Annotated in this window: 25 protein-coding genes; 21 read left to right on the top strand and 4 right to left on the bottom strand. The window is 62.6% G+C overall.

The genetic code is table 11. The annotated features are described in order from the left end of the window. Window position 1: 1 nt before the first annotated feature. The 10 genes from ACU5AZ_RS01320 (at window position 2) to ACU5AZ_RS01275 (ending at window position 6,913) form a co-directional block, all read left to right on the top strand. Window positions 2–1,357: a pyruvate dehydrogenase complex dihydrolipoamide acetyltransferase gene (locus ACU5AZ_RS01320; protein WP_446824282.1), complete on the top strand. Its 1,356-nt coding sequence runs from the start codon at window positions 2–4 to the stop codon at window positions 1,355–1,357. A 15-nt stretch (window positions 1,358–1,372) separates the two neighbouring features. Then, window positions 1,373–2,011: an SGNH/GDSL hydrolase family protein gene (locus tag ACU5AZ_RS01315; RefSeq protein WP_446824281.1), complete on the top strand. Its 639-nt coding sequence runs from the start codon at window positions 1,373–1,375 to the stop codon at window positions 2,009–2,011. A 67-nt stretch (window positions 2,012–2,078) separates the two neighbouring features. After that, window positions 2,079–2,357 (top strand): YdcH family protein, encoded by a 279-nt coding sequence (locus tag ACU5AZ_RS01310; RefSeq protein ID WP_446824280.1) that lies wholly within the window; start codon window positions 2,079–2,081, stop codon window positions 2,355–2,357. A 73-nt stretch (window positions 2,358–2,430) separates the two neighbouring features. Beyond that, window positions 2,431–3,876, top strand: a complete 1,446-nt coding sequence (gene lpdA, locus ACU5AZ_RS01305; protein WP_261930188.1) for a dihydrolipoyl dehydrogenase — start codon at window positions 2,431–2,433, stop codon at window positions 3,874–3,876. Window positions 3,877–3,910: 34 nt separating this feature from the next. After that, entirely contained in the window at window positions 3,911–4,165 is a 255-nt protein-coding gene (locus ACU5AZ_RS01300; protein WP_446824279.1) for a GlsB/YeaQ/YmgE family stress response membrane protein, read from the top strand. A 51-nt stretch (window positions 4,166–4,216) separates the two neighbouring features. Then, entirely contained in the window at window positions 4,217–5,185 is a 969-nt protein-coding gene (gene lipA / locus ACU5AZ_RS01295; RefSeq protein WP_446824278.1) for a lipoyl synthase, read from the top strand. A 30-nt stretch (window positions 5,186–5,215) separates the two neighbouring features. After that, window positions 5,216–5,497: a type II toxin-antitoxin system RelE/ParE family toxin gene (locus ACU5AZ_RS01290; protein ID WP_446824277.1), complete on the top strand. Its 282-nt coding sequence runs from the start codon at window positions 5,216–5,218 to the stop codon at window positions 5,495–5,497. A 9-nt stretch (window positions 5,498–5,506) separates the two neighbouring features. Beyond that, entirely contained in the window at window positions 5,507–5,803 is a 297-nt protein-coding gene (locus tag ACU5AZ_RS01285) for a HigA family addiction module antitoxin (protein WP_446824276.1), read from the top strand. 84 nt (window positions 5,804–5,887) lie between these two features. Then, window positions 5,888–6,454: an AAA family ATPase gene (locus tag ACU5AZ_RS01280; protein WP_446824275.1), complete on the top strand. Its 567-nt coding sequence runs from the start codon at window positions 5,888–5,890 to the stop codon at window positions 6,452–6,454. A 9-nt stretch (window positions 6,455–6,463) separates the two neighbouring features. After that, entirely contained in the window at window positions 6,464–6,913 is a 450-nt protein-coding gene (locus tag ACU5AZ_RS01275) for a type II toxin-antitoxin system RatA family toxin (protein WP_446824274.1), read from the top strand. Here ACU5AZ_RS01275 and ACU5AZ_RS01270 read toward each other — a convergent pair. Continuing rightward, window positions 6,901–7,404 (bottom strand): CinA family protein, encoded by a 504-nt coding sequence (locus ACU5AZ_RS01270; protein ID WP_446824273.1) that lies wholly within the window; start codon window positions 7,402–7,404, stop codon window positions 6,901–6,903. The two genes, ACU5AZ_RS01275 and ACU5AZ_RS01270, sit on opposite strands and share 13 nt — an antisense overlap. Next, window positions 7,401–8,615, bottom strand: a complete 1,215-nt coding sequence (locus ACU5AZ_RS01265) for a bifunctional 2-C-methyl-D-erythritol 4-phosphate cytidylyltransferase/2-C-methyl-D-erythritol 2,4-cyclodiphosphate synthase (protein ID WP_446824272.1) — start codon at window positions 8,613–8,615, stop codon at window positions 7,401–7,403. Before ACU5AZ_RS01265 ends, ACU5AZ_RS01270 begins: the two co-directional genes overlap by 4 nt. A gap of 305 nt (window positions 8,616–8,920) precedes the next feature. Here ACU5AZ_RS01265 and dusB point away from each other — a divergent pair, with 305 nt between their 5' ends. The 9 genes from dusB (at window position 8,921) to ACU5AZ_RS01220 (ending at window position 20,558) form a co-directional block, all read left to right on the top strand. Further along, a complete protein-coding gene (gene dusB, locus ACU5AZ_RS01260; RefSeq protein ID WP_446826079.1) occupies window positions 8,921–9,883 on the top strand; it encodes a tRNA dihydrouridine synthase DusB in 963 nt (320 codons plus the stop codon). Continuing rightward, window positions 9,880–11,034: a two-component system sensor histidine kinase NtrB gene (locus ACU5AZ_RS01255; protein ID WP_446824271.1), complete on the top strand. Its 1,155-nt coding sequence runs from the start codon at window positions 9,880–9,882 to the stop codon at window positions 11,032–11,034. Before dusB ends, ACU5AZ_RS01255 begins: the two co-directional genes overlap by 4 nt. Next, a complete protein-coding gene (ntrC, locus tag ACU5AZ_RS01250) occupies window positions 11,031–12,479 on the top strand; it encodes a nitrogen regulation protein NR(I) (RefSeq protein WP_446824270.1) in 1,449 nt (482 codons plus the stop codon). Before ACU5AZ_RS01255 ends, ntrC begins: the two co-directional genes overlap by 4 nt. A gap of 141 nt (window positions 12,480–12,620) precedes the next feature. Next, window positions 12,621–14,933, top strand: coding sequence for an ATP-binding protein (locus tag ACU5AZ_RS01245; RefSeq protein WP_446826078.1), 2,313 nt, complete (start codon window positions 12,621–12,623; stop codon window positions 14,931–14,933). After that, window positions 14,923–16,287, top strand: a complete 1,365-nt coding sequence (gene ntrX, locus ACU5AZ_RS01240) for a nitrogen assimilation response regulator NtrX (protein WP_446824269.1) — start codon at window positions 14,923–14,925, stop codon at window positions 16,285–16,287. The genes ACU5AZ_RS01245 and ntrX overlap by 11 nt, the downstream gene beginning before the upstream one ends. A gap of 37 nt (window positions 16,288–16,324) precedes the next feature. Continuing rightward, window positions 16,325–17,701: a Trk system potassium transporter TrkA gene (trkA, locus tag ACU5AZ_RS01235; protein ID WP_446824268.1), complete on the top strand. Its 1,377-nt coding sequence runs from the start codon at window positions 16,325–16,327 to the stop codon at window positions 17,699–17,701. A 242-nt stretch (window positions 17,702–17,943) separates the two neighbouring features. Continuing rightward, window positions 17,944–18,186 carry an RNA chaperone Hfq gene (gene hfq / locus ACU5AZ_RS01230; RefSeq protein ID WP_446824267.1) on the top strand — a complete coding sequence of 81 codons (243 nt, stop codon included), beginning with the start codon at window positions 17,944–17,946 and terminating at the stop codon, window positions 18,184–18,186. A gap of 80 nt (window positions 18,187–18,266) precedes the next feature. Continuing rightward, window positions 18,267–19,592, top strand: a complete 1,326-nt coding sequence (hflX, locus tag ACU5AZ_RS01225) for a GTPase HflX (RefSeq protein ID WP_446826077.1) — start codon at window positions 18,267–18,269, stop codon at window positions 19,590–19,592. A gap of 6 nt (window positions 19,593–19,598) precedes the next feature. Further along, window positions 19,599–20,558 carry a DUF4424 family protein gene (locus ACU5AZ_RS01220; RefSeq protein WP_446824266.1) on the top strand — a complete coding sequence of 320 codons (960 nt, stop codon included), beginning with the start codon at window positions 19,599–19,601 and terminating at the stop codon, window positions 20,556–20,558. A gap of 27 nt (window positions 20,559–20,585) precedes the next feature. Here ACU5AZ_RS01220 and mazG read toward each other — a convergent pair whose 3' ends face one another. Both mazG and ACU5AZ_RS01210 read right to left on the bottom strand, forming a co-directional pair. Beyond that, window positions 20,586–21,407 (bottom strand): nucleoside triphosphate pyrophosphohydrolase, encoded by an 822-nt coding sequence (gene mazG, locus ACU5AZ_RS01215; protein WP_446824265.1) that lies wholly within the window; start codon window positions 21,405–21,407, stop codon window positions 20,586–20,588. Between the two features lie 26 nt (window positions 21,408–21,433). Then, the gene (locus tag ACU5AZ_RS01210; RefSeq protein WP_446824264.1) at window positions 21,434–22,021 is read right to left on the bottom strand and encodes a deaminase; all 588 of its coding nucleotides are present in this window, start codon (window positions 22,019–22,021) and stop codon (window positions 21,434–21,436) included. A 117-nt stretch (window positions 22,022–22,138) separates the two neighbouring features. Between ACU5AZ_RS01210 and ACU5AZ_RS01205 the strand changes: the two genes are divergently transcribed. Beyond that, a complete protein-coding gene (locus ACU5AZ_RS01205; RefSeq protein ID WP_446824263.1) occupies window positions 22,139–22,762 on the top strand; it encodes a TetR/AcrR family transcriptional regulator in 624 nt (207 codons plus the stop codon). A gap of 41 nt (window positions 22,763–22,803) precedes the next feature. Beyond that, a complete protein-coding gene (locus ACU5AZ_RS01200; protein WP_446824262.1) occupies window positions 22,804–24,018 on the top strand; it encodes an MFS transporter in 1,215 nt (404 codons plus the stop codon). Window positions 24,019–24,060 lie beyond the last annotated feature (42 nt).

The raw sequence follows: 24,060 nt of genomic DNA, 5'->3' as shown, positions 1-24,060 counted from the left end.
CATGCCGATCAATATTACGATGCCGGCGCTTTCGCCGACCATGGAAGAAGGCAATCTCGCCAAGTGGCTCGTCAAGGAAGGCGATGCGGTCGCTCCCGGTGATGTCATCGCCGAAATCGAAACGGACAAGGCGACGATGGAAGTCGAAGCCGTCGATGAGGGCACGGTCGCCAAGATCGTCGTTCCTGCCGGCACAGAAGGTGTGAAGGTCAATGCCCTGATCGCTATCCTCGCCGGTGAAGGCGAGGACGTGGCCGACGCTGCCAAGGGCGGCGGCGGTGACGCCAAGGCCGAGGCACCGAAATCCGAAGCCCCCAAAGCCGACGCTCCGAAGGCTGAACCGGCACCGGCTGCCGCTGCTGCGCCCGCAGCACCTGCCGCCACGCAGACCGCCGGTCCCGCGCCGACGGCACATGGCGAACGCATCTTCTCCTCGCCGCTGGCGCGCCGGCTGGCCAAGGAAGCCGGTCTCGATCTCTCGGCCATTTCCGGTTCCGGCCCGCATGGCCGTATCGTGAAGGCGGATGTCGAAAAGGCCAAGTCCGGCGGTGCCGCCAAGCCGGCAGCAGCCGCTGCCGCTCCGGCCGCAGCAGCCCCGCAGGCCGCGGCGCCCAAGGGCATGTCGGAAGAAGCCGTCCTCAAGCTCTTCGAGGAAGGCTCCTACGAGCTCGTGCCGCATGACGGCATGCGCAAGACGATCGCTAAGCGCCTGCAGGAATCCAAGCAGACGATCCCGCACTTCTACGTTTCGGTCGATTGCGAACTCGACGCGCTTCTGGCGCTGCGCTCGCAGCTGAACGACGCGGCTCCGCGCAAGGACGACCGTCCGGCCTACAAGCTCTCGGTCAACGACATGGTCATCAAGGCCATGGCGCTGGCGCTGCGCGACGTGCCGGATGCCAACGTCTCCTGGACCGACACCAACATGGTCAAGCACAAGCACGCCGATGTCGGCGTCGCCGTGTCGATCCCCGGCGGTCTGATCACGCCGATCATTCGGAAGGCCGAAACCAAGGCGCTGTCCACCATCTCCAACGAGATGAAGGACCTCGGCAAGCGGGCCAAGGAACGCAAGCTGAAGCCTGAGGAATACCAGGGCGGCACGACTGCGGTCTCCAACATGGGCATGATGGGCGTCTCCAACTTCGCCGCCGTCGTCAACCCGCCGCATGCGACGATCCTCGCGGTCGGTGCAGGCCAGAAGCGTGTCATCGTCAAGAACGACGAGATGGTCATCGCACAGATGATGACGGTCACGCTGTCGACCGACCACCGCTGCGTTGACGGCGCTCTCGGTGCCGAGCTGCTCGGCGCGTTCAAGGGTTACATCGAAAATCCGATGTCGATGCTGGTCTGAGGGCGGTGACCGGCCATGAAAACCGTTCTGTGCTACGGTGACAGTCTCACCTTCGGGCATGACGCCGAAAATGCCGGCCGTCATGCCTATGAGGACCGTTGGCCGAGCGTCCTGCAGAAGGCGCTGGGCGAGGGGGCTGTCGTCATCGCGGAAGGACTGAATGGCCGCACTACGGCGTTCGACGATCACATGGCCGATTGCGACCGCAACGGCGCGCGGGTTCTGCCGACGATCCTGCATTCCCACGCGCCGCTCGACCTGGTCATCATCATGCTCGGCACGAACGACATGAAGCCGGCGGTCGCCGGTTCCGCCCATGCCGCCACCCGCGGCATGGCGCGGCTGATCGACCTCGTGCGCTATCATGCCTGGCCGTTCGACTACGACGCGCCGGAAATCCTCATCGTCTCGCCGCCGCATCTGGTGGAGACTGCGAACGAGGATTTCGCCGCAGCCTTCCGCGGCGGCATCGAGCAGTCGAAGATGCTGGGCACGCTTTACCGCGATCTCGCTGACGACAAGGGCTGCGGCTTTTTCGACGCGGCCTCGGTCGCGAAGGCCACACCGGTCGATGGCGTGCATCTCAATGCCGAGAACACCCGGGCGATCGGCCGTGGACTGGAGCCGATTGTCAGAATGCAGCTTGGAATTTGACGCAGATCAAGGAGGTAGGGACGGAGTGCAATAGCCTGAAGCCCATCGGAAACGAGGGGCTTTCACCATGGCGCACACTCCGCACGAACTGGCAGACGAATTTCCCGAATATGTCAGCAAGATGCGATTTCTTCGCGAGACCGATGGGCACTTCCATCGCCTGTGGACGGAATATCACGACATAAACCGGGCCGTTCATCGCGCCGAAACGAATATCGAGCCGACCGACGACGCCCGCATGGAGGACATGCGGAAGAAGCGGATGCGGCTCAAGGATGAAATCTACGGGATGCTGGTCAGCCTCGAAGACGTGCCGGATGCCCTCTCGGAAGTGAGCAAGGACTGAAGGCCGGGGCAACCACTCCCGATCAGCGGGCGGTCGCTGCCGTTCGCATAACAATCGAGGAGTGGAAACGCCCATGTCGAATGCTTATGACGTCATCATCATCGGTTCCGGCCCCGGCGGCTATGTGGCCGCCATCCGCGCCGCCCAGCTTGGCATGAAGGTCGCCGTTGTCGAGCGCGAACATCTGGCCGGCATCTGCTCCAACTGGGGTTGTATCCCGACCAAGGCGCTGCTGCGCACCGCCGATGTCATGCACACCGCCGTCCACGCCAAGGATTACGGCCTCACGCTCGAAGGCGCGATGAAGCCGGACGTGAAGGCCATCGTCGCCCGTTCGCGCGGCATCGCCCATCGCATGAACAACGGCGTCGGTTTCCTGTTCAAGAAGAACAAGGTCGACATCATCTGGGGCGAGGCGAAGATCACCAAGCCCGGCGAGATCGTTGTCGGCAAGACGACCAAAAAGCCGATGGAGCCGATGGGCCCCGTGCCGAAGAACACGCTCGGCGAAGGCACTTACACCGCCAAGCACATCATCGTCGCTACCGGCGCCCGCCCGCGTGCGCTTCCGGGCATCGAGCCCGACGGCAAGCTGATCTGGACCTATTTCGAGGCGATGAAGCCGGAAGAAATGCCGAAGTCGCTCTTGGTCATGGGCTCCGGTGCTATCGGCATCGAGTTTGCGAGCTTCTACCGCACCATGGGCGTCGACGTGACCGTCGTCGAGATCATGAAGCAGGTCATGCCGGTCGAGGACGCCGAAATCTCGGCGCTCGCCAAGAAGCAGTTCGAAAAGCAGGGCATCAAGATCCTGCTGGAAGCCAAGGTCGCCAAGGTCGAGAAGGGCGCGAATTCGGTGACCGCGACCATCGAGCTGAAGGACGGCAAAACGGAGAAGATCACCGCAGACCGGATGATCTCGGCCGTCGGCGTCCAGGCCAATATCGAGAACATCGGGCTTGAGGCCGTCGGCGTGAAGACCGACCGCGGCTTCATCGTCGCCGACGGCTACGGCAAGACCAGCGTCCCGGGCATCTATGCGATCGGCGATGTCGCCGGCCCGCCGCTGCTCGCCCACAAGGCCGAGCACGAAGGCGTCGTCTGTGTCGAAAAGATAGCCGGCCTCCCGAACGTGCATGCGACCGACAAGAGCAAGATCCCGGGCTGCACCTACTGCAACCCGCAGGTCGCCTCCGTCGGCCTGACCGAAGCCAAGGCCAAGGAGCAGGGCCGCGATATCCGCGTCGGCCGCTTCTCCTTCGTCGCCAACGGCAAGGCCGTGGCGCTCGGCGAGGACCAGGGCATGGTCAAGACGATCTTCGACAAGAAGACCGGCGAGCTGATCGGCGCCCACATGGTCGGCGCGGAAGTCACCGAACTTATCCAGGGCTTCGTCGTCGCCATGAACCTGGAGACGACCGAGGAAGAACTGATGCACACCATCTTCCCGCATCCCACCCTTTCTGAAATGATGAAGGAAAGCGTGCTCGATGCCTATGGACGCGCTTTGAACGCCTGATTTCGGATCAATTGGCTATCGCGAGGATATCTCTATGGACTTGAACGGTGTGGGCTGGCTCGGTGCAATCATTGTCGGCGGTATAGCCGGGTGGCTTGCCGAACGCGTGATGAAGAGCAATATGGGCCTCTTCATGAACATTCTGCTGGGGATCATCGGGGCGGCGCTCCTGAACTTCCTGCTGCGGAAGTTCGGCATCTATGCAGGAACCGGATTGCTGACCTACCTGATTGTGGGTTTCGGCGGCGCCTGCATTCTTATATTCCTCGGACGCGCCATCAGGCGCTGACGAACTAGGCACGATGCGGCGGGTGAGACGACCCGTCGCGGAAGGACAGACATGGTCACGATTCTCGACAGGGTTTCTCCCGACGCCAAGCGCGTGCGGCATCCGGAAAAGGCACATCGCCCGGACACGGAAGTCATGCGCAAGCCGGACTGGATCCGGGTGAAGGCGCCGACGTCGAAGGGTTACATGGAAACCCGTTCGATCGTGAAGGAAAACAAGCTGGTGACGGTCTGCGAGGAAGCGGGCTGCCCCAATATCGGCGAGTGCTGGGACAAGAAGCACGCCACCTTCATGATCATGGGCGAGATCTGTACCCGCGCCTGTGCCTTCTGCAACGTGGCGACGGGCAAGCCGAACGCGCTCGACCTCGACGAGCCCGCAAATGTCGCCAAGGCGGTCCGTGAAATGGGCCTGCAGCATGTCGTCATCACCTCCGTCGACCGCGACGATCTGGAGGATGGCGGTGCCGAGCATTTCGAGAAGGTGATCTTTGCGATCCGCGCGGCTTCTCCGGAAACGACCATCGAAATCCTGACCCCGGACTTCCTGAAGAAGCCCGGAGCGCTGGAACGCGTCGTCGCCGCCAAGCCCGACGTCTTCAACCACAACCTGGAAACGGTGCCCGGCAATTACCTGACGGTGCGTCCGGGCGCCCGCTACTTCCACTCGATCCGGCTTCTGCAGCGGGTCAAGGAACTGGACCCGACCATGTTCACCAAGTCCGGCATCATGGTCGGCCTCGGAGAGGAGCGCAACGAAGTCCTGCAGCTGATGGACGATCTGCGCACCGCAGACGTCGACTTCCTGACGATCGGCCAGTACCTGCAGCCGACCCGCAAGCACCACAAGGTGGAGCGGTTTGTCACGCCGGACGAGTTCAAGTCCTATGAAACGGTCGCCTATGCCAAGGGCTTCCTGATGGTCTCGTCCTCGCCGCTGACCCGCTCCTCGCACCACGCCGGCGACGATTTCGCCCGCCTCAAAGCCAACCGGGAAAAGAAGCTGGCCTTGGCGGAATAGGGCGGTGCCTTTGATTTGTGAACGTGCTTCGTGATAAGGTCTTTCAAGGATAAGCAGACGGAAAGGCTCTTTCTGTCGGGACGGTCCAAACGCCTGCCCGGCGATATTCTTGAAAGAGCGCAACGGAAGCTGACGTCCTTGAATGCAGCGAAGGTCGTTGATGATCTGCGTGTCCCACCCAGCAATCGATTGGAACGGCTGAGGGGCGATCGCGACGGTCAGTTCTCCATTCGGATCAACGATCAGTGGCGAATCTGTTTTCGTTATGCAGATGGCGACGCCCATGACGTCGAAATCTGCGACTATCATTGAGGTAAGGTCATGCTGTTTCTGCCCGAAAATCCGATTACTCCCGGAGAAATCCTGCGGGAAGAGTTTATGGCGGATTACGGACTTACCACTGAGAAGCTGGCGCGCGATCTTGGCCTCAACCAGGGTCGCTTAAATGACTTGCTGAACGGTCTTGTGCCGTTGGATGCCGAGACAGCGTTGCGGCTATCCCGCTATTTCTCGAACTCACCGGAGTTCTGGTTGAATATCCAGCGGGCGTGTGACTTGGCGGCGGCCATGAAAGCCGCCAAAGGGCTCGATGACATAAGGCCGATTGAGGCGGCTTGACGCAGCTGCCATAAACAGCCCAGAGGGTGTTGTAAATCGCAAAGGGATACGGCAGGTTGCGCCGCTTCGACGGGAGCCGTATTCATGAATTTCCTGACAATTGATCAGGCCGCAGCGATCCTGCCGGCGGCCAACCGCATCATCGTCTTCGGGTGCTCGGGCAGCGGCAAGAGCACGCTGTCGCGCAAGCTGTGCGGTCTGTTCGACCTGCCGTATTTTTCTATGGACAGGGAGTTCTTCTGGCTGCCCGGCTGGAAGATGCGCGAGCGCGGGGAAATCCGCCGGCGTATCGGGGAGGCTGTCGAGGGCGATCGCTGGCTGATGGATGGTACCAGTCCCGGAACGATGGACCTGAGGCTGCCGCGGACGGATCTCGCCATCTGGTTTCGTCCGCCGCGCTGGCGATCGCTGTGGGGCGTCTACAGCCGCGTCTGGAAGTCTTACGGGGCGGTCCGACCGGAGATGGCGGAGGGGTGCCCGGAGCACTGGCCGGAGTGGAACTTTCTCACCTACATCTGGAACTTCGAACGCAACGAGGTCCCGGAAATCGCGGAGAAATTCGCGACATACGGTCCGGATGTCCCGGTTTTGGTGTTGAAATCGCATCATGACGGCCAGCGACTCCTTGAGATTTCGTCGCGTGCTCGCTAGCTCTGAACCATGCCGAAGTTCGAGACACTCCGCTCCGTTCCCCACACGCCCGATCAGATGTTTGCACTGGTGGCTGATGTCGAGCGCTATCCGGAATTCCTGCCGCTGTGCGAGGCGCTGACCGTGCGTTCGCGCAAGGAGCGGGAGGGCAAGACCTTGCTGGTGGCCGACATGAGCATCGGCTACAAGGCCATCCGCGAGACGTTCACCACCCAGGTCCTGTTGAAGCCGGACGAACATGCGATCGACGTCAAATACATCGACGGACCGTTCCGCTATCTCGACAACCGCTGGCGCTTCGAGCCCGAAGGCGAGGGCGGTTGCCAGATCCGCTTCTATATCGACTACGAGTTCAAGAGCCGTATTCTCGGCGCGATGATGGGCGCCATGTTCGACCGCGCCTTCCGCATGTTTGCCGAAGCCTTCGAGAAGCGGGCGGCGTCGATTTATTCTGCCTGAGCGAGTTCCAGGAGCAGGTCGAGGGCCACGCGCACCGTCGCGGTCCTGACGCCGTCGCGTCCGAGCGCGCCGAACCGCATTTCCAGATGTTGGCTGCGACCGTCCTTGCGGCAGGCGGCGAGATGGACGAGGCCAACCGGCTTTTCCGCCGTTCCGCCGCCCGGACCGGCGATGCCGGTGACCGCGACCGCCAGGTCCGCCCGAGACTTGGCAAGCGCGCCCGCAGCCATTTCCAGTGCCGTCTCTTTCGACACGGCGCCATGGGCGGCAAGCGTTTCCGCCTTGACGCCGATCATCTCCTGCTTCGCTTCGTTGCTGTAGGTGACGAAGCCGCGATCGACGACGGCGGACGAGCCGGCAACCTCGGTGAGCGCGCCGGCAATCAGCCCGCCGGTGCAGGATTCCGCCGTGGCGACCATCAGTCCCTTGGCGGTGAATTCGTAGACGACGCGGGCGGCGAGCTCGTCGATCTCTTCGGGAAAGCGTGTCATGCCCTTGTCCTTCCATAGACGACGGTTGCGGTCGCGATCGCCGCGATGCCCTCGCGCCGTCCGACGAAGCCGATGGTCTCGTTGGTCGTCGCTTTCACCGAGCAGCGGTCGATCGTGATCTTCAGCATGCCGGACAGCGCCTCCCGCATGGCGTTGCGGTGCGGGCCCACCTTCGGTGCTTCGGCAATGAGCGAAACGTCGGCATTCATGATCGTCCCGCCATTGTCGCGGACGATCCTTGCCGCATGCTCGAGAAAGATCCGCGAGGCGGCGCCCTTCCACTGCGGATCGGAGGGCGGGAAATGGTCGCCGATATCGCCGGCACCGCAGGTGGCCAGCAACGCATCGGTGAGCGCGTGCAGGGCGACATCCGCGTCGGAATGCCCCTTCAGCCTCTGGTCGTGCGGGATGAAGATCCCGCAAAGCGTCACGCCGTCGCCGGGCTCCAGCTGGTGGACATCGTAGCCGTTGCCGGTCCGCACGTCCGGGAGAAGTCCGCCGCCGAGCCTTTCGTCCGCCATGATCATGTCTCGCCTGACTGTGAGCTTGAAATTGTCCGGAGATCCTTCCACCAGGCGAACCGGAATGCCGGCCCACTCGGCGATCGCCGCGTCGTCGGTGAAGTCGCTGCGCCCCAGCTCCGCCGCCCGGCGATGCGCCTCCAGAATGGCCTCGAAGCGGAACGCCTGCGGCGTCTGGGCCGCAAACAGGCCTTGACGGGACACGGTTTCGGCAACCAGGCCGTCTGCCGTGCCGCGCTTCAGCGTATCCGCGACCGGCAGGACCGGCAGGGCGGCATCGGCACCTGCGGCGAGCGCCTGCTCGACCCGATCCAGCAGGCCATCGTCGATGAAGGGGCGAACCGCATCCTGGATGTAGACATGCGTTACACCTGCCGCCCGCAGCGCTTCCAGTCCGTTGAGGACCGACTGCTGGCGCATGGCGCCCCCGGTGACGATGGTGAGCCCGTCATGATCGGCAAACGGAGCCAGCGCGTCGTCGCAGAGTGCGCGATCATCCGGATGGATGACGACGGCGATCGGCATGTCGGGGCGCCAGGCAATGAGACGCGCCAGCGTCTCGGCGATCACCGGCCGGCCACCGATCCGCTGATACTGTTTCGGGCCATCCTTGCCGGCGCCGGCCCGTTCGCCGCGACCTGCGGCGACGACCACCGTGCCGATCGAAAGCGGAGTTTTGGGGGATTGCATCGCGCACCGTGCCTGAAAGCGTCAAACCTTTCGCCGTCCTAGCGATTCTGCCCGGATTTTGCCAGCGCAAATGCCGGATTGCCTGTTGGCGGCGCGGTCCCGGAGTGTTAGGAGGGCGCGTTTCAGTCACCGGAATGTCGACAAAGCGTGCCATTGGTGCATTTGCCTAAAAAATATCTTGGCTATCCGATTTCTCTTGGCAAGCGTCTCTGGAGTGTCTAAAAATAGTGCAAAATTCAGACTGCCCGAAAGATGGTCATTTGTTGGCGCGCGATCCCAGTTCAGCTTTCCACATCGGTCCGGTGATGGTGCGCAACCGTGTGGTGCTTGCGCCCATGTCGGGCGTCACGGATCTGCCGTTCCGCCGGCTCTCCTGGCGTTATGGGGCGGGACTGGTCGTTACCGAGATGGTGGCGTCGCGTGAACTGGTGATGAGCCGCGGCGAATCCTGGTCACGGCTGAAGGCGGGCGACACCGGTCCGCATGTCGTGCAGCTTGCCGGCCGCGAACCGCACTGGATGGCGGAAGCCGCCAGGATTGCCGCCGACAACGGGGCCGACATCATCGACATCAACATGGGCTGCCCGGCCAAAAAGGTCATCGGCGGCTATTCCGGCTCGGCGCTGATGCGCGATCCGGAGCTGGCGCTTTCGATCATCGAGGCGACGGTCGCGGCTGTCGATGTGCCGGTGACCGTCAAGATGCGCCTCGGCTGGGATGAGACCTCGCTGAACGCTGCCGAGATCGCCCGTCAGGCGGAACTGGCAGGTGTTCGCCTGATCACCGTTCATGGCCGTACCCGCATGCAGTTCTACACCGGAACGGCGGACTGGCACGCCATTGCCCGCGTGCGCGAGGCTGTCTCGCTGCCGTTCATCGCCAATGGCGACGTCGAAAGCGCGGACGATGTTGAAAATCTGCTTTCCATCACCGGCGCCGACGCGGTCATGGTCGGCCGCACCTGCCAGGGACGGCCCTGGCATCCGGGCGTTCTGGCCGGCGGCGAAGAACCCGCCCATCACGAGATCACGGACATCATATTGGAACATTACGAATCGATGCTGGAATTTTACGGCCGCGAAGGCGGTCTGCGCCATGCGCGCAAGCACCTCGGCTGGTATCTGGACCGCTATGCGCCCGATCTGCCCTCCCAGGACAAGGCCGCCATCATGACCTCGACCGATACGGCATTCGTCTCTGCCCGCATGGCCGAGGCTCTCGGCCGCGACGCGCCGTTGGCCGTTGCAGCGGTGGGAGAAGCCGCATGAGCGATCTTCCAGCCAACGCGTTTAGCGACGGCGAGAACGGGGTGCTGGCGCTCTCCGTCCTCAATGCGATGCAGAATCCGGTCATTCTCGTCAACGAGAAGGGCTTTATCGCGTTCGCCAACTGGCAGGCCGAGGCCTTCTTCGGGGCCAGCGCGTCGCATCTCGCCCGCTACAAGATTTCCACCTTCATTCCGTTCGGCAGTCCGCTTCTGGCGCTGATCGATCAGGTGCGCGAACGCCGCGCGCCGGTCAACGAATACCGCGTCGACCTGAGCTCGCCGCGGCTGGGACAGGAAAAGCTTGTCGACATCTATGTCGCGCCTGTCGGCACCGATTCCGGCTCCGTCGTCATCGTCCTGCAGGAGCGCACGATGGCTGACAAGATCGACCGGCAGCTGACCTCGCGCGCCGCCGCCCGCTCGGTGACTGGTCTCGCGTCCATGCTGGCGCACGAGATCAAGAACCCGCTGTCGGGCATTCGCGGCGCAGCCCAGCTGCTCGAAACATCGGTCGGCGACGACGACCGGGCGCTGACCCGTCTGATCTGCGACGAGACCGACCGCATCGTCTCGCTCGTCGACCGCATGGAAGTGTTCTCCGACGAACGGCCGATCGACCGGGTGCCGATCAACATCCATTCGGTGCTCGACCATGTGAAGGCGCTGGCCTATGCCGGCTTTGCCCGCAACATCAAGATAACCGAGGATTACGACCCCTCACTGCCGCTGGTCTTCGCCAACCGCGACCAGCTGGTGCAGGTCTTCCTCAACCTGGTGAAGAATGCCGCCGAGGCGATCGGCGACAATCCTGAGGGAGAGATTCGCCTGACGACGGCCTACCGACCGGGCATCCGCCTTTCGGTCGCCGGCACCAAGGAAAAGATCTCGCTGCCGCTGGAATTCTGCGTTCACGACAATGGCGGCGGCATCGCGCCCGATCTCGTGCCGCATCTCTTCGATCCCTTCATAACCACGAAAACCAACGGCTCCGGCCTCGGGCTTGCCCTGGTCGCCAAGATCATCGGCGCGCATGGCGGCATTGTCGAATGCGACAGCCAGAACCAGAAGACGACGTTCAGGATCCTCATGCCGGCCTCCAAGCCCAGTGTACGTGCCGCCGATGGCAAAACGAAAACAGGAAGTGACATATGACAGCCACGGTTCTCGTTGCTGATGACGATGCAGCCATTCGCACGGTGCTCAATCAGGCGCTGAGCCGCGCCGGCTACGACGTGAGAATTACCTCGAACGCCGCCACGCTGTGGCGTTGGGTGTCGGCCGGCGAGGGCGACATCGTGGTGACCGACGTCGTCATGCCGGACGAAAATGCCTTCGACCTGCTGCCGCGCATCAAGAAGGCGCGTCCCGATCTGCCGGTTCTGGTAATGAGTGCGCAGAACACTTTCATGACCGCCATCAAGGCGAGCGAGAAGGGCGCGTACGACTACCTGCCGAAGCCCTTCGACTTGACCGAGCTGATCTCGATCATCGGCCGGGCGCTGGCCGAACCGAAGCGCCGGCCGACCAAGCCGGAAGACGACGTGCAGGACGGCATGCCGCTGGTCGGCCGCTCCGCCGCGATGCAGGAAATCTACCGCGTCCTGGCCCGCCTGATGCAAACGGATCTGACATTGATGATCACCGGCGAGTCGGGCACCGGCAAGGAGCTCGTGGCGCGCGCGCTGCATGATTACGGCAAGCGCAGCAATGGTCCCTTCGTTGCCATCAACATGGCCGCCATTCCGCGTGACCTGATCGAATCGGAGCTGTTCGGCCATGAAAAGGGTGCCTTCACCGGTGCCCAGGCGCGTTCGACAGGCCGGTTCGAGCAGGCCCAGGGCGGCACGCTGTTTCTCGACGAGATCGGCGACATGCCGATGGATGCGCAGACGCGATTGCTCCGCGTTCTCCAGCAGGGCGAGTACACGACCGTCGGCGGCCGCACGCCGATCCGTACCGACGTGCGCATCGTCGCGGCAACCAACAAGGACCTGAAGGTTTCGATCAACAAGGGCCTGTTCCGCGAGGACCTGTATTACCGCCTGAATGTCGTGCCGCTGCGCCTGCCGCCGCTGCGCGACCGCGCCGAGGATATTCCCGATCTCGTCCGCCATTTCATCCAGCAGGCGGAAAAGGAAGGGCTCGGCTCCAAGCGCTTCGATGGCGAAGCGCTGGAGGTCATGAAGGGCTATCCGTGGCCGGGCAATGTCCGCGAGCTGGAAAACCTCATCCGCCGCCTGCTGGCGCTGTATCCGCAGGACGTGATCACCCGCGAGATCATCGAATCCGAGTTGCGGACCGATATTCCCGACAGCCCGATCGACAAGTCGTCCGCCAGCGGCTCGATGACCATCTCGCAGGCGGTCGAGGAGAACATGCGCAGCTATTTCGCAGGCTTCGGCGAGAACCTGCCGCCGCCCGGTCTCTATGAACGGGTGCTGTCGGAAATGGAGTATCCGCTGATTCTGGCGGCGCTGACGGCCACCAGGGGCAATCAGATCAAGGCGGCCGATCTTCTCGGGCTGAACCGCAATACGCTGCGCAAGAAGATCCGCGAACTGGGTGTCACGGTTTACCGGAGTTCCCGCGGCGCTTGACATTTGTCCAGGTTGCGTTGCAATTTCGCCACAAAATGTTGCTTGGAAGTCACTCAGTTTCGGGTGCGCCAGACGCGCGCGACGATTCTTGCGGCAACACGAATACGATCTTGAGTCGTCGGAAGACCTGTCATGAGTGACATGCCGGCGTTGCAGGGCTCGACAGGGGAGCAGCCTTTGGAAGGCCATTCTGGCAGACGTTCTTTCCTGAAGAAGGAAGTGGTGGCGGCGGTTCACGACCGGCATGCCTCCTTCGCGTTGCCGGGGCTGGCCCTGGCGGCCGGCGCGCTGCTCTGCGCCATCCTGACGCTGTTCGTGCTTCTCGGCCTTACGCCGATCAAGCCGACCACGCATGTCGTCATCGCCTCGGCCATCATCAATGCGATCTTCGTCGCAGGACTGATCTTCCTGATCGGCCGCGAGGTCTATCGCCTGATCAGCGCCCGCAGCCGCGGACGGGCGGCGGCCCGGCTGCACATCCGCATCGTCGGCCTCTTCTCCGTTGTCGCCATCACGCCGGCGATCCTTGTAGCGATCTTCGCCAGCCTCACGCTCAATGTCGGCCTTGACCGCTGGTTTTCGATCCGCACCCAGGCGATCATCGAATCCTCCCGCGATGTCGCCCAGGCCTATATGATGGAAAACGCCAGCTACCTGCAGGGCCAGACCGCCTCCATGGCCAACGACATAGAGCGCAACCGCGCGGTCTTCTATCTCGACAGGAACGGCTTCGTGGAATTCCTGACACGCCAGGCCAAGGGCAGGGGAATGCTCGGCGCCTTCCTGGTGCGCGGCGACGGCTCGGCGGTGGTCCAGGCGGACATCAAGACCGACAAGCCCTTGCCGGCCATTCCGCAGGACGCCCTGGCGAAGGCGAAGGACGGCCAGCCGACACTGATCCCGCCGGGCATCACCAATCTCGTCGGCGCCATCATCCCGCTGAACGCGATTTCCGGAACCTATCTCTACACCGTGCGGGCCGTTGACCTGAAGGTCATGCGCGCCATGCGGCAGATGGAGGAGAACACCGCCGAATACAAGGCGATGGAGGAGGGCCGGACGTCGCTGCAGATCGCATTCGCCATTCTCTATCTGGGCTTCGCCCTGATCGTTCTGCTGGCCGCCATCTGGGGTGCCATCGCCATCGCCGACCGTATCGTCAGGCCGATCCGGTTGCTCATCAGCGCCGCCGACAGCGTGGCCTCGGGCAACATGAATGTCGTGGTCCCGGTTCGCGTCGCCGACGGCGACGTCGGCAACCTGTCGCGCACCTTCAACAAGATGATTTCGGAAATCCGCAGCCAGCAGCAGGAAATCCTGGTCGCCAAGGACGATGTCGACGATCGCCGCCGGTTCATCGAGGCGGTTCTGTCGGGTGTCACCTCCGCCGTAATCGGCGTGGAGGCAGACCGCACCGTCAGCATCGTCAATTCGGCGGCGGAGGTCCTGTTCGGCCTGCCGGTGGACAATCTGATCGGCCGGAAGCTGCAGGATGTCGCCCCGGAAATGGACAAGGTGCTGACGGAAGCGGCCAGCCGCTACCGCCGCGATTTCTCCAAGCACATTCAGTTCATGCGTGGCGGCAACGAGCGGACGCTGAGCGTGCAGGTGACGCGTGAGGAATCGCGCGATTTCAGCGATTCCTATGTCGTGACGGTCGATGACATCACCGATCTCGTGATTGCCCAGCGATCGAGCGCCTGGGCCGACGTCGCACGGCGCATCGCGCACGAGATCAAGAACCCGCTGACGCCGATCCAGCTTTCCGCCGAGCGGTTGAAGCGCCGCTACGGCAAGCAGATCGACGAGAGCGACCGCGCCGTCTTCGACCAGTGCACCGACACGATCGTCCGTCAGGTCGGCGACATCGGCCGCATGGTCGATGAATTCTCCGCCTTCGCCCGCATGCCGAAGCCCACCAAGGAGCGTTCCGACCTGCGCGATATCCTGAAGGATGCCATGTTCCTCAGGGAAATGGGGACGACTCATATCGATTTTCATCGCGAGTTCGGCGACGAGCCGCTGATCGGCGATTTCGATTCTCGTATGCTCGGTCAGGCCTTCACCAACATCATCAAGAACGCCGTCGAGGCGATCGAGGCCGTGCCGAGCGACGAGATCGGTGATGAGCGCAAAGTCCTGGTGCGCGCACACAAGAGCGCCGGCGGCGAGCAGATCGTCGCCGATGTGATCGACAACGGCCGTGGCCTGCCGAAGGAAAACCGCAGCCGCATTCTCGAGCCCTACATGACGATGCGCGAAAAGGGCACCGGACTGGGCCTGGCAATCGTCAAGAAGATCATCGAGGAGCACGGCGGCCAGATTGAACTGCATGACGCGCCGCCCGAATTCGACCGCGGCCGTGGCGCAATGATCCGCATCGTTCTGCCGGCGATAAATGCCGCGGCGAACGGTGATAAGAAGAAGAACGAGGAAGATGTAAATGGCGTCTGATATTCTTGTCGTCGACGACGAAGAAGACATCCGCGAGATCGTATCCGGCATCTTGTCCGACGAGGGGCACGAGACCCGCACCGCTTTCGACAGCGACAGCGCGCTGGCGGCGATCTCCGACCGCGTGCCGCGGCTGATATTCCTCGATATCTGGATGCAGGGCAGCAAGCTCGACGGGCTGGCGCTGCTGGAGGAGATCAAGAACCGTCACCCTGACGTGCCGGTCGTGATGATCTCGGGTCATGGCAACATCGAGACCGCCGTTGCGGCGATCAAGCGCGGTGCGTTCGACTTCATCGAGAAGCCGTTCAAGACCGACCGGCTGATCCTCGTCGCCGAGCGCGCGCTGGAAAACTCCAACCTGAAGCGCGAAGTCTCGGAGTTGAAGAAGCGTGCCGGCGACGGCATCGAACTGATCGGCACGTCGGTCGCCGTGTCGCATCTGCGCCAGACCATCGAGAAGGTCGGGCCGACCAATTCGCGCATCATGATCCTCGGGCCGTCCGGCTCCGGCAAGGAGCTCGTCGCCCGCACCATCCACAAGAAGTCGCAGCGCGCCAACGGGCCGTTCGTTGCGCTGAACGCGGCGGCGATCACGCCCGAGCGCATGGAGATCGCGCTGTTCGGCACGGAGGGCATGCCCGGCCAGCCGCGCAAGACCGGCGCGCTGGAGGAAGCCCACCGCGGCACGCTCTACCTTGACGAGATCGGCGAGATGCCGCGCGAGACGCAGAACAAGATCCTGCGCGTGCTTATCGACCAGCAGTTCGAACGCGTCGGCGGCAACAAGCGGGTGAAGGTGGACGTCCGCATCATTTCCTCGACCGCCATGAACCTGGAAAACCGCATCGCTGAAGGCCTGTTCCGCGAGGACCTCTACCATCGCCTGGCGGTCGTGCCGGTCAAGGTGCCGTCGCTTGCCGAACGCCGCGAGGACATTCCCTTCCTCGTGGACAGCCTCATCCGGCAGATCTGCGAGCAGGCCGGTATCCGGCTGCGCAATATCGGCGACGACGCCATGGCGGTCCTGCAGGCCAATGAGTGGCCTGGCAACATCCGCCAGCTGCGCAACAACATCGAGCGGCTGATGATTCTCGCCAGCGGCGACAATCCGGAGACGACCGTCACCGCCGACATGCTGCCGCAGGATCTGAGTGATATGCTGCCGAAGGTCTCTGCCCAGAATGACGTGCATATCATGACCTTGCCGCTGCGCGAGGCGCGTGAGATGTTCGAACGGGACTATCTGGTCGCCCAGATCAACCGTTTCGGGGGCAATATTTCCCGCACGGCGGAGTTCGTCGGCATGGAGCGCTCGGCGCTGCATCGCAAGCTGAAGTCGTTGGGCGTATAAGGCCCGGGCGCACGCCGGAATAATTGGAAAGAGACGCATGAAAGTCATTATTTGCGGTGCAGGGCAGGTCGGTTACGGCATTGCCGAACGCTTGTCCCAGGAAGGCAACGACGTGTCGGTCATCGATGTGTCCGCATCGCTGATCAGCGCCACGACCGACACGCTGGATGTGCGCGGTTATGTCGGCCATGGCGCCCATCCCGATGTTCTGGCCAAGGCCGGCGCCGACCAGGCCGACATGATCATTGCCGTCACGCTCTATGACGAGATCAACATGGTCGCCTGCCAGGTCGCCCATTCGCTGTTCAACGTGCCGACGAAGATCGCCCGTATCCGCGCGCAGAACTATCTGCAGTCGCATTACTCCGACCTGTTTTCGCGCGACCACATGCCGATCGACGTGACGATCTCGCCCGAGATCGAAGTCGGCAAGATGGTGCTGCGGCGCATTTCCTATCCCGGCGCCACCGATATCGTCCGATTCGTCGACGACAAAGTCGCGATGCTGGCGATCGAGTGCACGGAAGACTGCCCGGTCCTCAACACGCCTCTGGCGCAGCTCGCGCAGCTTTTCCCGGACCTGATGGCGACCGTCACAGGCGTCTATCGCGAGGGTCGCCTGTTCATCGCCCGCTCCGGCGACCAGTTGCGCGCCGGCGATCTTGCCTATGTCATCTGCCATCGTGACCACACCCGCCGCACGCTGAGCCTTTTTGGCCATGAGGAAACGGAAGCGCGGCGCATCGTCATCGCCGGCGGCGGCAATATCGGCTACTACGTCGCCAAGACGATCGAGGAGATGCAGCCGAAGACGTCGCTGAAGATCATCGAAAACAACCGCGAACGGGCGATCGCCATCTCCGAGCAGCTGAACCACGCCATCGTCCTCAACGGTTCGGTCCTCGAGCAGAACATTCTCCAGCAGGTCGATATCCAGGACGCCGAGCTTCTGGTGGCGCTGACCAACAACGACCAGACGAATATTCTGAGCGCCGTCATGGCCAAGGAACTCGGCTGCAAGTCGAGCCTCGTTCTTTTGAACAATCCGTCCTTCCACGACATGACGAAGGCCGTCGGGATCGACGCACACATCAATCCCCGGGCGGTGACGATCTCGCGGGTGCTCCAGCATGTCCGAAAGGGCCGCATTCGCTCGGTCTACGCCGTGCAGAAGGGGGCAGCGGAAGTCATCGAGGCGGAAGCACTGGAAACCTCGCCGCTGGTCGGCGTGCCGTTCCGCGATCTCGAATTGCCGAAGGGCATTCGTCTCGGCGCCATCTACCGCGACGGCAAGATGTTGACGTTGAACGGCGATACGAAGATCAAGGCGAAGGACCGCGTCGTCCTGTTCGCGCTGGCCGAGTCCGTCCGACATGTCGAACAGATGTTCCGGGTCTCGATCCAGTATTTCTGATATTGCCGTCCGTACCGTTTTGACGCGTAAGCGACTTGTCTATCCGCCATTGGATAGTGCACTGTCCATGTGGACGGTGCCGGTTCCGATTCCCGCATTGCGGAAGCAGCGGTGATTTGATACCAAGTCATCATACGGGAGGCGTGTGAAATTTCGATTACACATGCGGGGCGGTTAGGATTTGGCATGACACTGGATCGGCAGAGCCGGTCCGGCAAAAAAGGAAAGAAAGAATCGGCGCGATGGCGGAACGTTCTCAGAATCTGCAAGACCTGTTTCTCAATACAGTTCGCAAGCAAAAAATCTCATTGACCATCTTCCTGATCAACGGCGTGAAGCTGACAGGGGTGGTAACGTCTTTCGACAATTTCTGTGTGCTTCTGCGTCGTGACGGGCATTCGCAGCTCGTCTACAAGCATGCGATCTCGACCATCATGCCGGGTCAGCCGCTGCAGATGTTCGAGAGCGAAGAAACGGCATCCTGACAGGAATAGCGGCTATTTCCGCCAAACGAATTACGACACCGGACATGATTGTCCCGGAGCAGGAGATGCGCCGGGACGATATGCGTGCCGTTGTGCTCGTTCCCGTCCTGAAGGAAAGCCGTAACAGCAGGTCGAACCAGCCGCCGAAGCCCGATCGCCTGCCGGAAAGCCGGCTGGATGAGGCGATCGGCCTTGCCAGAGCCATCGATCTCGAAATCGTCCATGGCGCCATCGTCTTCGTCAACGATCCGCGTCCCGCGACCCTGATCGGCACCGGCAAGATCGAGGAGATCAAGGCCGTTCTGGACGAGATGGACGCCGGCCTTGTGATCGTCGATCATCCGCTGACGCCGGTCCAGCAGCGCAACCTGGAACGGGAATGGAACTCCAAGGTCATCGACCGCACCGGCCTCATTCTTGAAATTTTCGGCCGCCGCGCCTCCACCAAGGAAGGCCGCCTGCAGGTCGAGCTTGCGCATCTCAACTACCAGAAGGGCCGGCTGGTCAGAAGCTGGACGCACCTTGAACGCCAGCGCGGTGGCGCGGGCTTCATGGGCGGCCCCGGTGAAACCCAGATAGAGGCCGACCGCCGCATCCTGCAGGACAAGATCGTCAAGCTGGAGCGCGAGCTCGAGCAGGTCGTTCGCACCCGACAGCTGCATCGCGCCAAGCGCCGCAAGGTGCCGCATCCCATCGTGGCGCTGGCGGGCTACACCAATGCCGGCAAGTCGACGCTCTTCAACCGTATCACCGGTGCCGGCGTTCTCGCCGAGGACATGCTGTTTGCCACCCTCGACCCGACCATGCGCCGCATGAAGCTGCCGCACGGGCGCACGGTCATCCTGTCCGACACCGTCGGCTTCATCTCCGACCTGCCGACCCATCTCGTCGCCGCCTTCCGCGCGACGCTGGAAGAAGTGCTCGAGGCCGATATCATCCTGCACGTGCGCGACATGTCCGACCCGGACAACGCCGCCCAGGCCGAGGACGTCACGCGCATTCTTGCCGACCTCGGCATCGAGGAATCCGCCCAAGGCGTTCGCGTCCTGGAAGTCTGGAACAAGATCGACCGGCTGGAGCCGGAGGCTCGCGAGACGCTGTTGGCCAAGGCGCAGCCGAGCGAGGGCAAGTTCGCCGTCTCCGCCGTCTCCGGCGAGGGGCTGGACGCGCTTCTGGACAATATCGCCGACAGGCTTTCCGGCGTTCTCTCCGAGACGACCGTCGTTTTGCCGCCCGACCAGCTGAAATTGCTGCCGTGGCTCTATGAAAACGCCATCGTCGACGGTCGTGAAGATCTCGAGGATGGCTCGGTGAAGATCGACCTGCGTCTGTCCGGAGAACTGGCGACGACGCTCGAGCGCCGTCTCGGCAAGGCCATCGAGCCGCCCAAGGAAGACTGGGAGTAGCGCGGGATGGGAAGCGGGCAGCGCCGGATCGGATTTCTGCCGGCCCTGATGCTGGCCGCGACGGTTGCCGGACCAGCCTTCGCCAACGGCTCCGTTTCCGAATTCGCGGCCGGTGGCGTCACCTTCAAGCCCGAACCGCAGATTTCCATCGCTCGCGAGGACCTTTCGCTCTCTTTGGACAGCGTGAAGGTTCACTATGACTTCAAGTCGGACGCCGGCAACACCCTGACGCGCGTCATCGGCTTTCCGCTTCCGAAGGTTCCGCAGGACGATTCGCCCGACAGCCTCGGCGGCGGCATGGAAAATGATGGCGATCCCCGCAACTACATGCATTTCGAAGTGTCGGTGAACGGCCAGCCGGTGACGCCGACCCTGCACGAATACGCCTGGTTCAAGGGTGAGAACATCACCGAACGGCTGAAGGCGCTTGGTGTCCCGGTCTTCGCGCCGCCCGACGAGGATCTGTCCGATCTGCCGGATGCGACGATCAGGGCGCTGGAGGAAGACGGGCTGGCCCACAAGGACGGCGATTTCCTGATTGTCCGCTGGGAATATCAGGCGGTCTACGAATGGAGCCAGGATTTCGCGCCGGGTGTCACGAAGGTCGACATCGCCTACCAGCCGCTGACCGGCGCGCCCTCCGACTATGGCGATTTCTTCGAGGCCGGCGAGGGGGCTTCGACCTATTGCGTGGATGATGCCTTCCGCATGCGTTTGAAAGCGTTGCGCGACGAAGGCAAGGCGCCGGATGCTCTGACGCTGGGCTACATCCTGACGACCGCCAACAACTGGCAGGGTCCGATTGCGGAGTTCAATCTGAAGGTCGATCCCGGCAGCGACAGCATTGCGTCGCTTTGCACACCGCCGGGAACGAAGGCAGGCGCGCCGCTCGAATGGCACGCGACGAATTTCACGCCCGAGAAGGATCTGAAGGTCCTGTTCTTCGGCTATTCAACCGACGAATAGACGCGTGCGGCGGATTTCGCCGCTTCTTCAGACCTTCCCCTTGGCTTCCTGCCAGAGGGCTTCCATTTCGTCGAGCGTGGCCCCGCCGAGCGTTCGGCCTTCGGCCTTCAGCCTGTCCTCGATATAGCCGAAGCGGCGGCGGAACTTGGTGTTCGTGCCGCGTAGCGCATCCTCCGGATCGGCCTTCACATGGCGGCCGATATTGACGACGGCGAAAATCAGATCGCCGAGTTCATCCGCGACCTTTTCCTGCTGGTTGCCTGCCAGGGCCTCGCGCAACTCGCCGATTTCCTCCTCGATCTTGTCGAGGATCGGGGCGGCCTCGGACCAGTCAAAGCCGACCTTGGCGGCGCGTTCCTGGATCTTCAGTGCTTCTGTCAGCGCCGGAAACGACCGCTGCACCGAGCCGAGATGGCGATCGGTGGCGTCGGCTGCCAAGCCGCGCCGGGCTCGGCGTTCCGCCCGTTCGGCCTTTTCCTGCCGCTTGATCTCGTCCCATTGCAGCTTGACCTGATCAGGCGTCTGCGCATCCGAGACTGCAAACACATGCGGATGGCGACGGATCATCTTGCGGGTGACGGCATGGACAACGTCGCCGAATCCAAACTCGCCGGCTTCCTCGGCCATGCGGGCGTGGAACACCACCTGCAGGAGAAGATCACCCAGCTCCTCGCAGAGATCGTCCATGTCGTTGCGCTCGATCGCGTCGGCGACCTCATAGGCCTCCTCGATCGTGTAGGGTTTGATCGTCTCGAAATTCTGCACGATGTCCCACGGGCATCCCGTCTCGGGATTGCGCAGCGCCGCCATGATCTCGATGAGGCGCGAGATGTCTTTTGAAGGTTCCATGCGAAGGTCTCTGGTCGGTGACTGGCTCAGGCGAGTGGGATGTGGCTTTCACCCTTCTTCGACTGATAGACGCCGGAGGCGTCGTCGTACATGGCCTTGATGCGGGCAATCTGCTCTTTCATCTGGCTTTTGATCGGTTCGTCCGCCGTCTCGACCATGTCGGTGATCCAGGCGGAGTGCCAGAAGGCGTTGTTGCGCCTGTAACCGCCGGGCTCCAGGCCGAAGACCTCCTTGAGGATCTTCAGATCGTGTGGAATGGCGAAGGCGTCGCGGCTGTCTTCATGGCTGAAGAAATAATAGAAATTGTCGAAGCCTGCCCAGGTGATCGCCGACATGCACATGGTGCAGGGCTCGTGCGTCGACAGGAAGATCAGATCCTTCGTCACCGGCGGCTCGGACATCTCGTAGAACTGCTTCAGCGTATGCACTTCGCCGTGCCAGAGCGGATTGGCGGTCTCGTTGTTGGTGCCGGCGATGACCAGCGACAGGTCCGACTTGCGCAGGATGGCGGCACCGAAGACCTTGTTTCCGGTCGAAACACCCGCTTGTGTCAGAGGCAGGATGTCGTTTTCGATCACGTCGAGAAGACGGGCGGCAAGCATGTTTTGAGTCACGGGAGATCGCCTGAATGATTATGGTTTTATCAGCCTATAACCCGATTCCGGAGGTGTAAATCATCAGTTTTGAATTTATCGCTTGATTTGGAAACGATCATTTCCTAATTGTCGTGCATGGATGATTTGAACACATTGGATATCGCCGCCGTTCGTGGTCCGGGCAGACCGCGCAGCTTCGATATGGACGAGGCGCTGGACAGGGCCATCGTGGCATTCTCCGAGCGGGGCTATCACGCTGCCTCGATTGCGGAACTGACCGCTGCCATGGGTTTGACGCCCGGCAGCGTCTACAAGGCGTTCGGTGACAAGAAGGGCATCTTTCTGGCGGCATTCGACCGTTACAAGTCCGTGCGCAATGCGTTGCGGGACGAGGCGGTCGCCAGGGGCGCAAGCGGACGCGAGAAATTGCAGCTGCTGCTGGAGTTCTATGCCGATGCTTCGTGCGGCGAGGAGGGCCTCAGGGGGTGCCTGGTGGTCGGGACGGCGACTGAGCTTGCCATTGCCGACGAGGATGCCGCCGAACGGGTCCGCCGTTCGATGGCGGCCATGGAGGCACATGCTTTCGGTTTGATCCGGGAGGGCCTGGAGGACGGCTCGATCGCACCGACAATTGACGGGAGAGCGACCGCGAGGCTGATGGTGGGCATCCTGCATGGGATGCGCATCGTCGGCAAGACCGGTCGCAGCCGGGAGGAGATGACATCCATGGTCGAGGCGGCAATGCGCCTCTTCGACTGACTTTCTTCAACCGTTTTTGACATTGCTTTTTGGAGATAAGAATGGCCCCGCCCATTGCGACCGCCTCAGCCACGACAGGCGCCGAGGAACATCCACCCATCTCCGCCGCATTGACGCTGCTCTTTGCCGCGGCCTGCGGCCTGATCGTCGCCAACCTCTATTACGCCCAGCCGCTGGCCGGTCCGATCGGCCAGTCGCTGGGCATGTCGGCGGGCGCTGCCGGTCTTGTCGTGACGCTGACGCAGATCGGCTACGGCCTGGGCCTTCTGCTGATCGTGCCGCTCGGCGATCTTGTCGAGAACAAGCGGCTGGTGCTGATCCTGACGGGCCTTGCCGGCCTCGCGGCGCTCGGCTGCGCCTTGTCCGGCAGTCCCGCGCCGTTTCTCATGTCCTCTTTCCTGATCGGCATCGGCTCGGTCGCCGTTCAGGTCCTCGTGCCTTTCGCCGCCCATATGGCGCCCCAGGAAAGCCGTGGCCGCGTCGTCGGCAATGTCATGAGTGGCCTGATGGTTGGCATCATGCTGGCGAGGCCGGTCTCTAGCATGATCGCGAACTTTTTTTCCTGGCACGCCGTCTTCCTGTTTTCGGTCGCGGCCATGGTGGTTATCGGCGTCGTGCTCGCCGTTGCCCTGCCGACGCGGCGGCCGACATCGAAGATGACCTATCCCGCCCTGCTGGCGTCGCTCGGTCATCTGTTTGTCAGCGAGCCGGTGCTGCGCCGGCGGGCGCTCTATCAGGCCGGCCTGTTCGGCGCGTTCAGCCTGTTCTGGACGGTCACGCCTCTGGTGCTGGCCGGTCCGGCTTTCGGTATCGGGCAGGATGGAATCGCGCTCTTCGCGCTTGCCGGCGCTGCAGGCGCCATCGCATCTCCGATTGCGGGCAGGCTAGCCGATCGCAACCTGATCCGTCCCGCCACCGTTTTCGCCATGCTGTCGGTTGCCGTTGCTTTCCTGATCACCCACCTGACCGGCGAGGGATCGACGCTGTCGCTGGGGCTGTTCGTCCTGGCTGCGATCCTCCTCGACTTCGGCGTGACCACCAATCTCGTCGTCAGCCAGCGGGCGATCTACGGTTTGAGCGCCGAGCATCGCAGTCGCCTGAACGGCGTCTTCATGGCAACCTTCTTCGCCGGTGGCGCGGTTGGTTCCGCCGTCGGAGGCTGGGCCTTTGCAGAGGGCGGCTGGATGCTCGCCTCGCTCATCGGCGCCGCCTTGCCGCTGCTGGCGCTCGCCGGATTCGCCACCGAGCGCCGCTGAACCGGCCATCATCCGCGATCATGGCCGGGTGCACCGTGCGCC

It is taken from the genome of Rhizobium sp. PAMB 3182 (assembly GCF_052908355.1).
The sequence above is the reverse complement of the archived record's forward strand: the minus strand, read 5'-3'. Positions and strand labels throughout refer to the sequence as shown.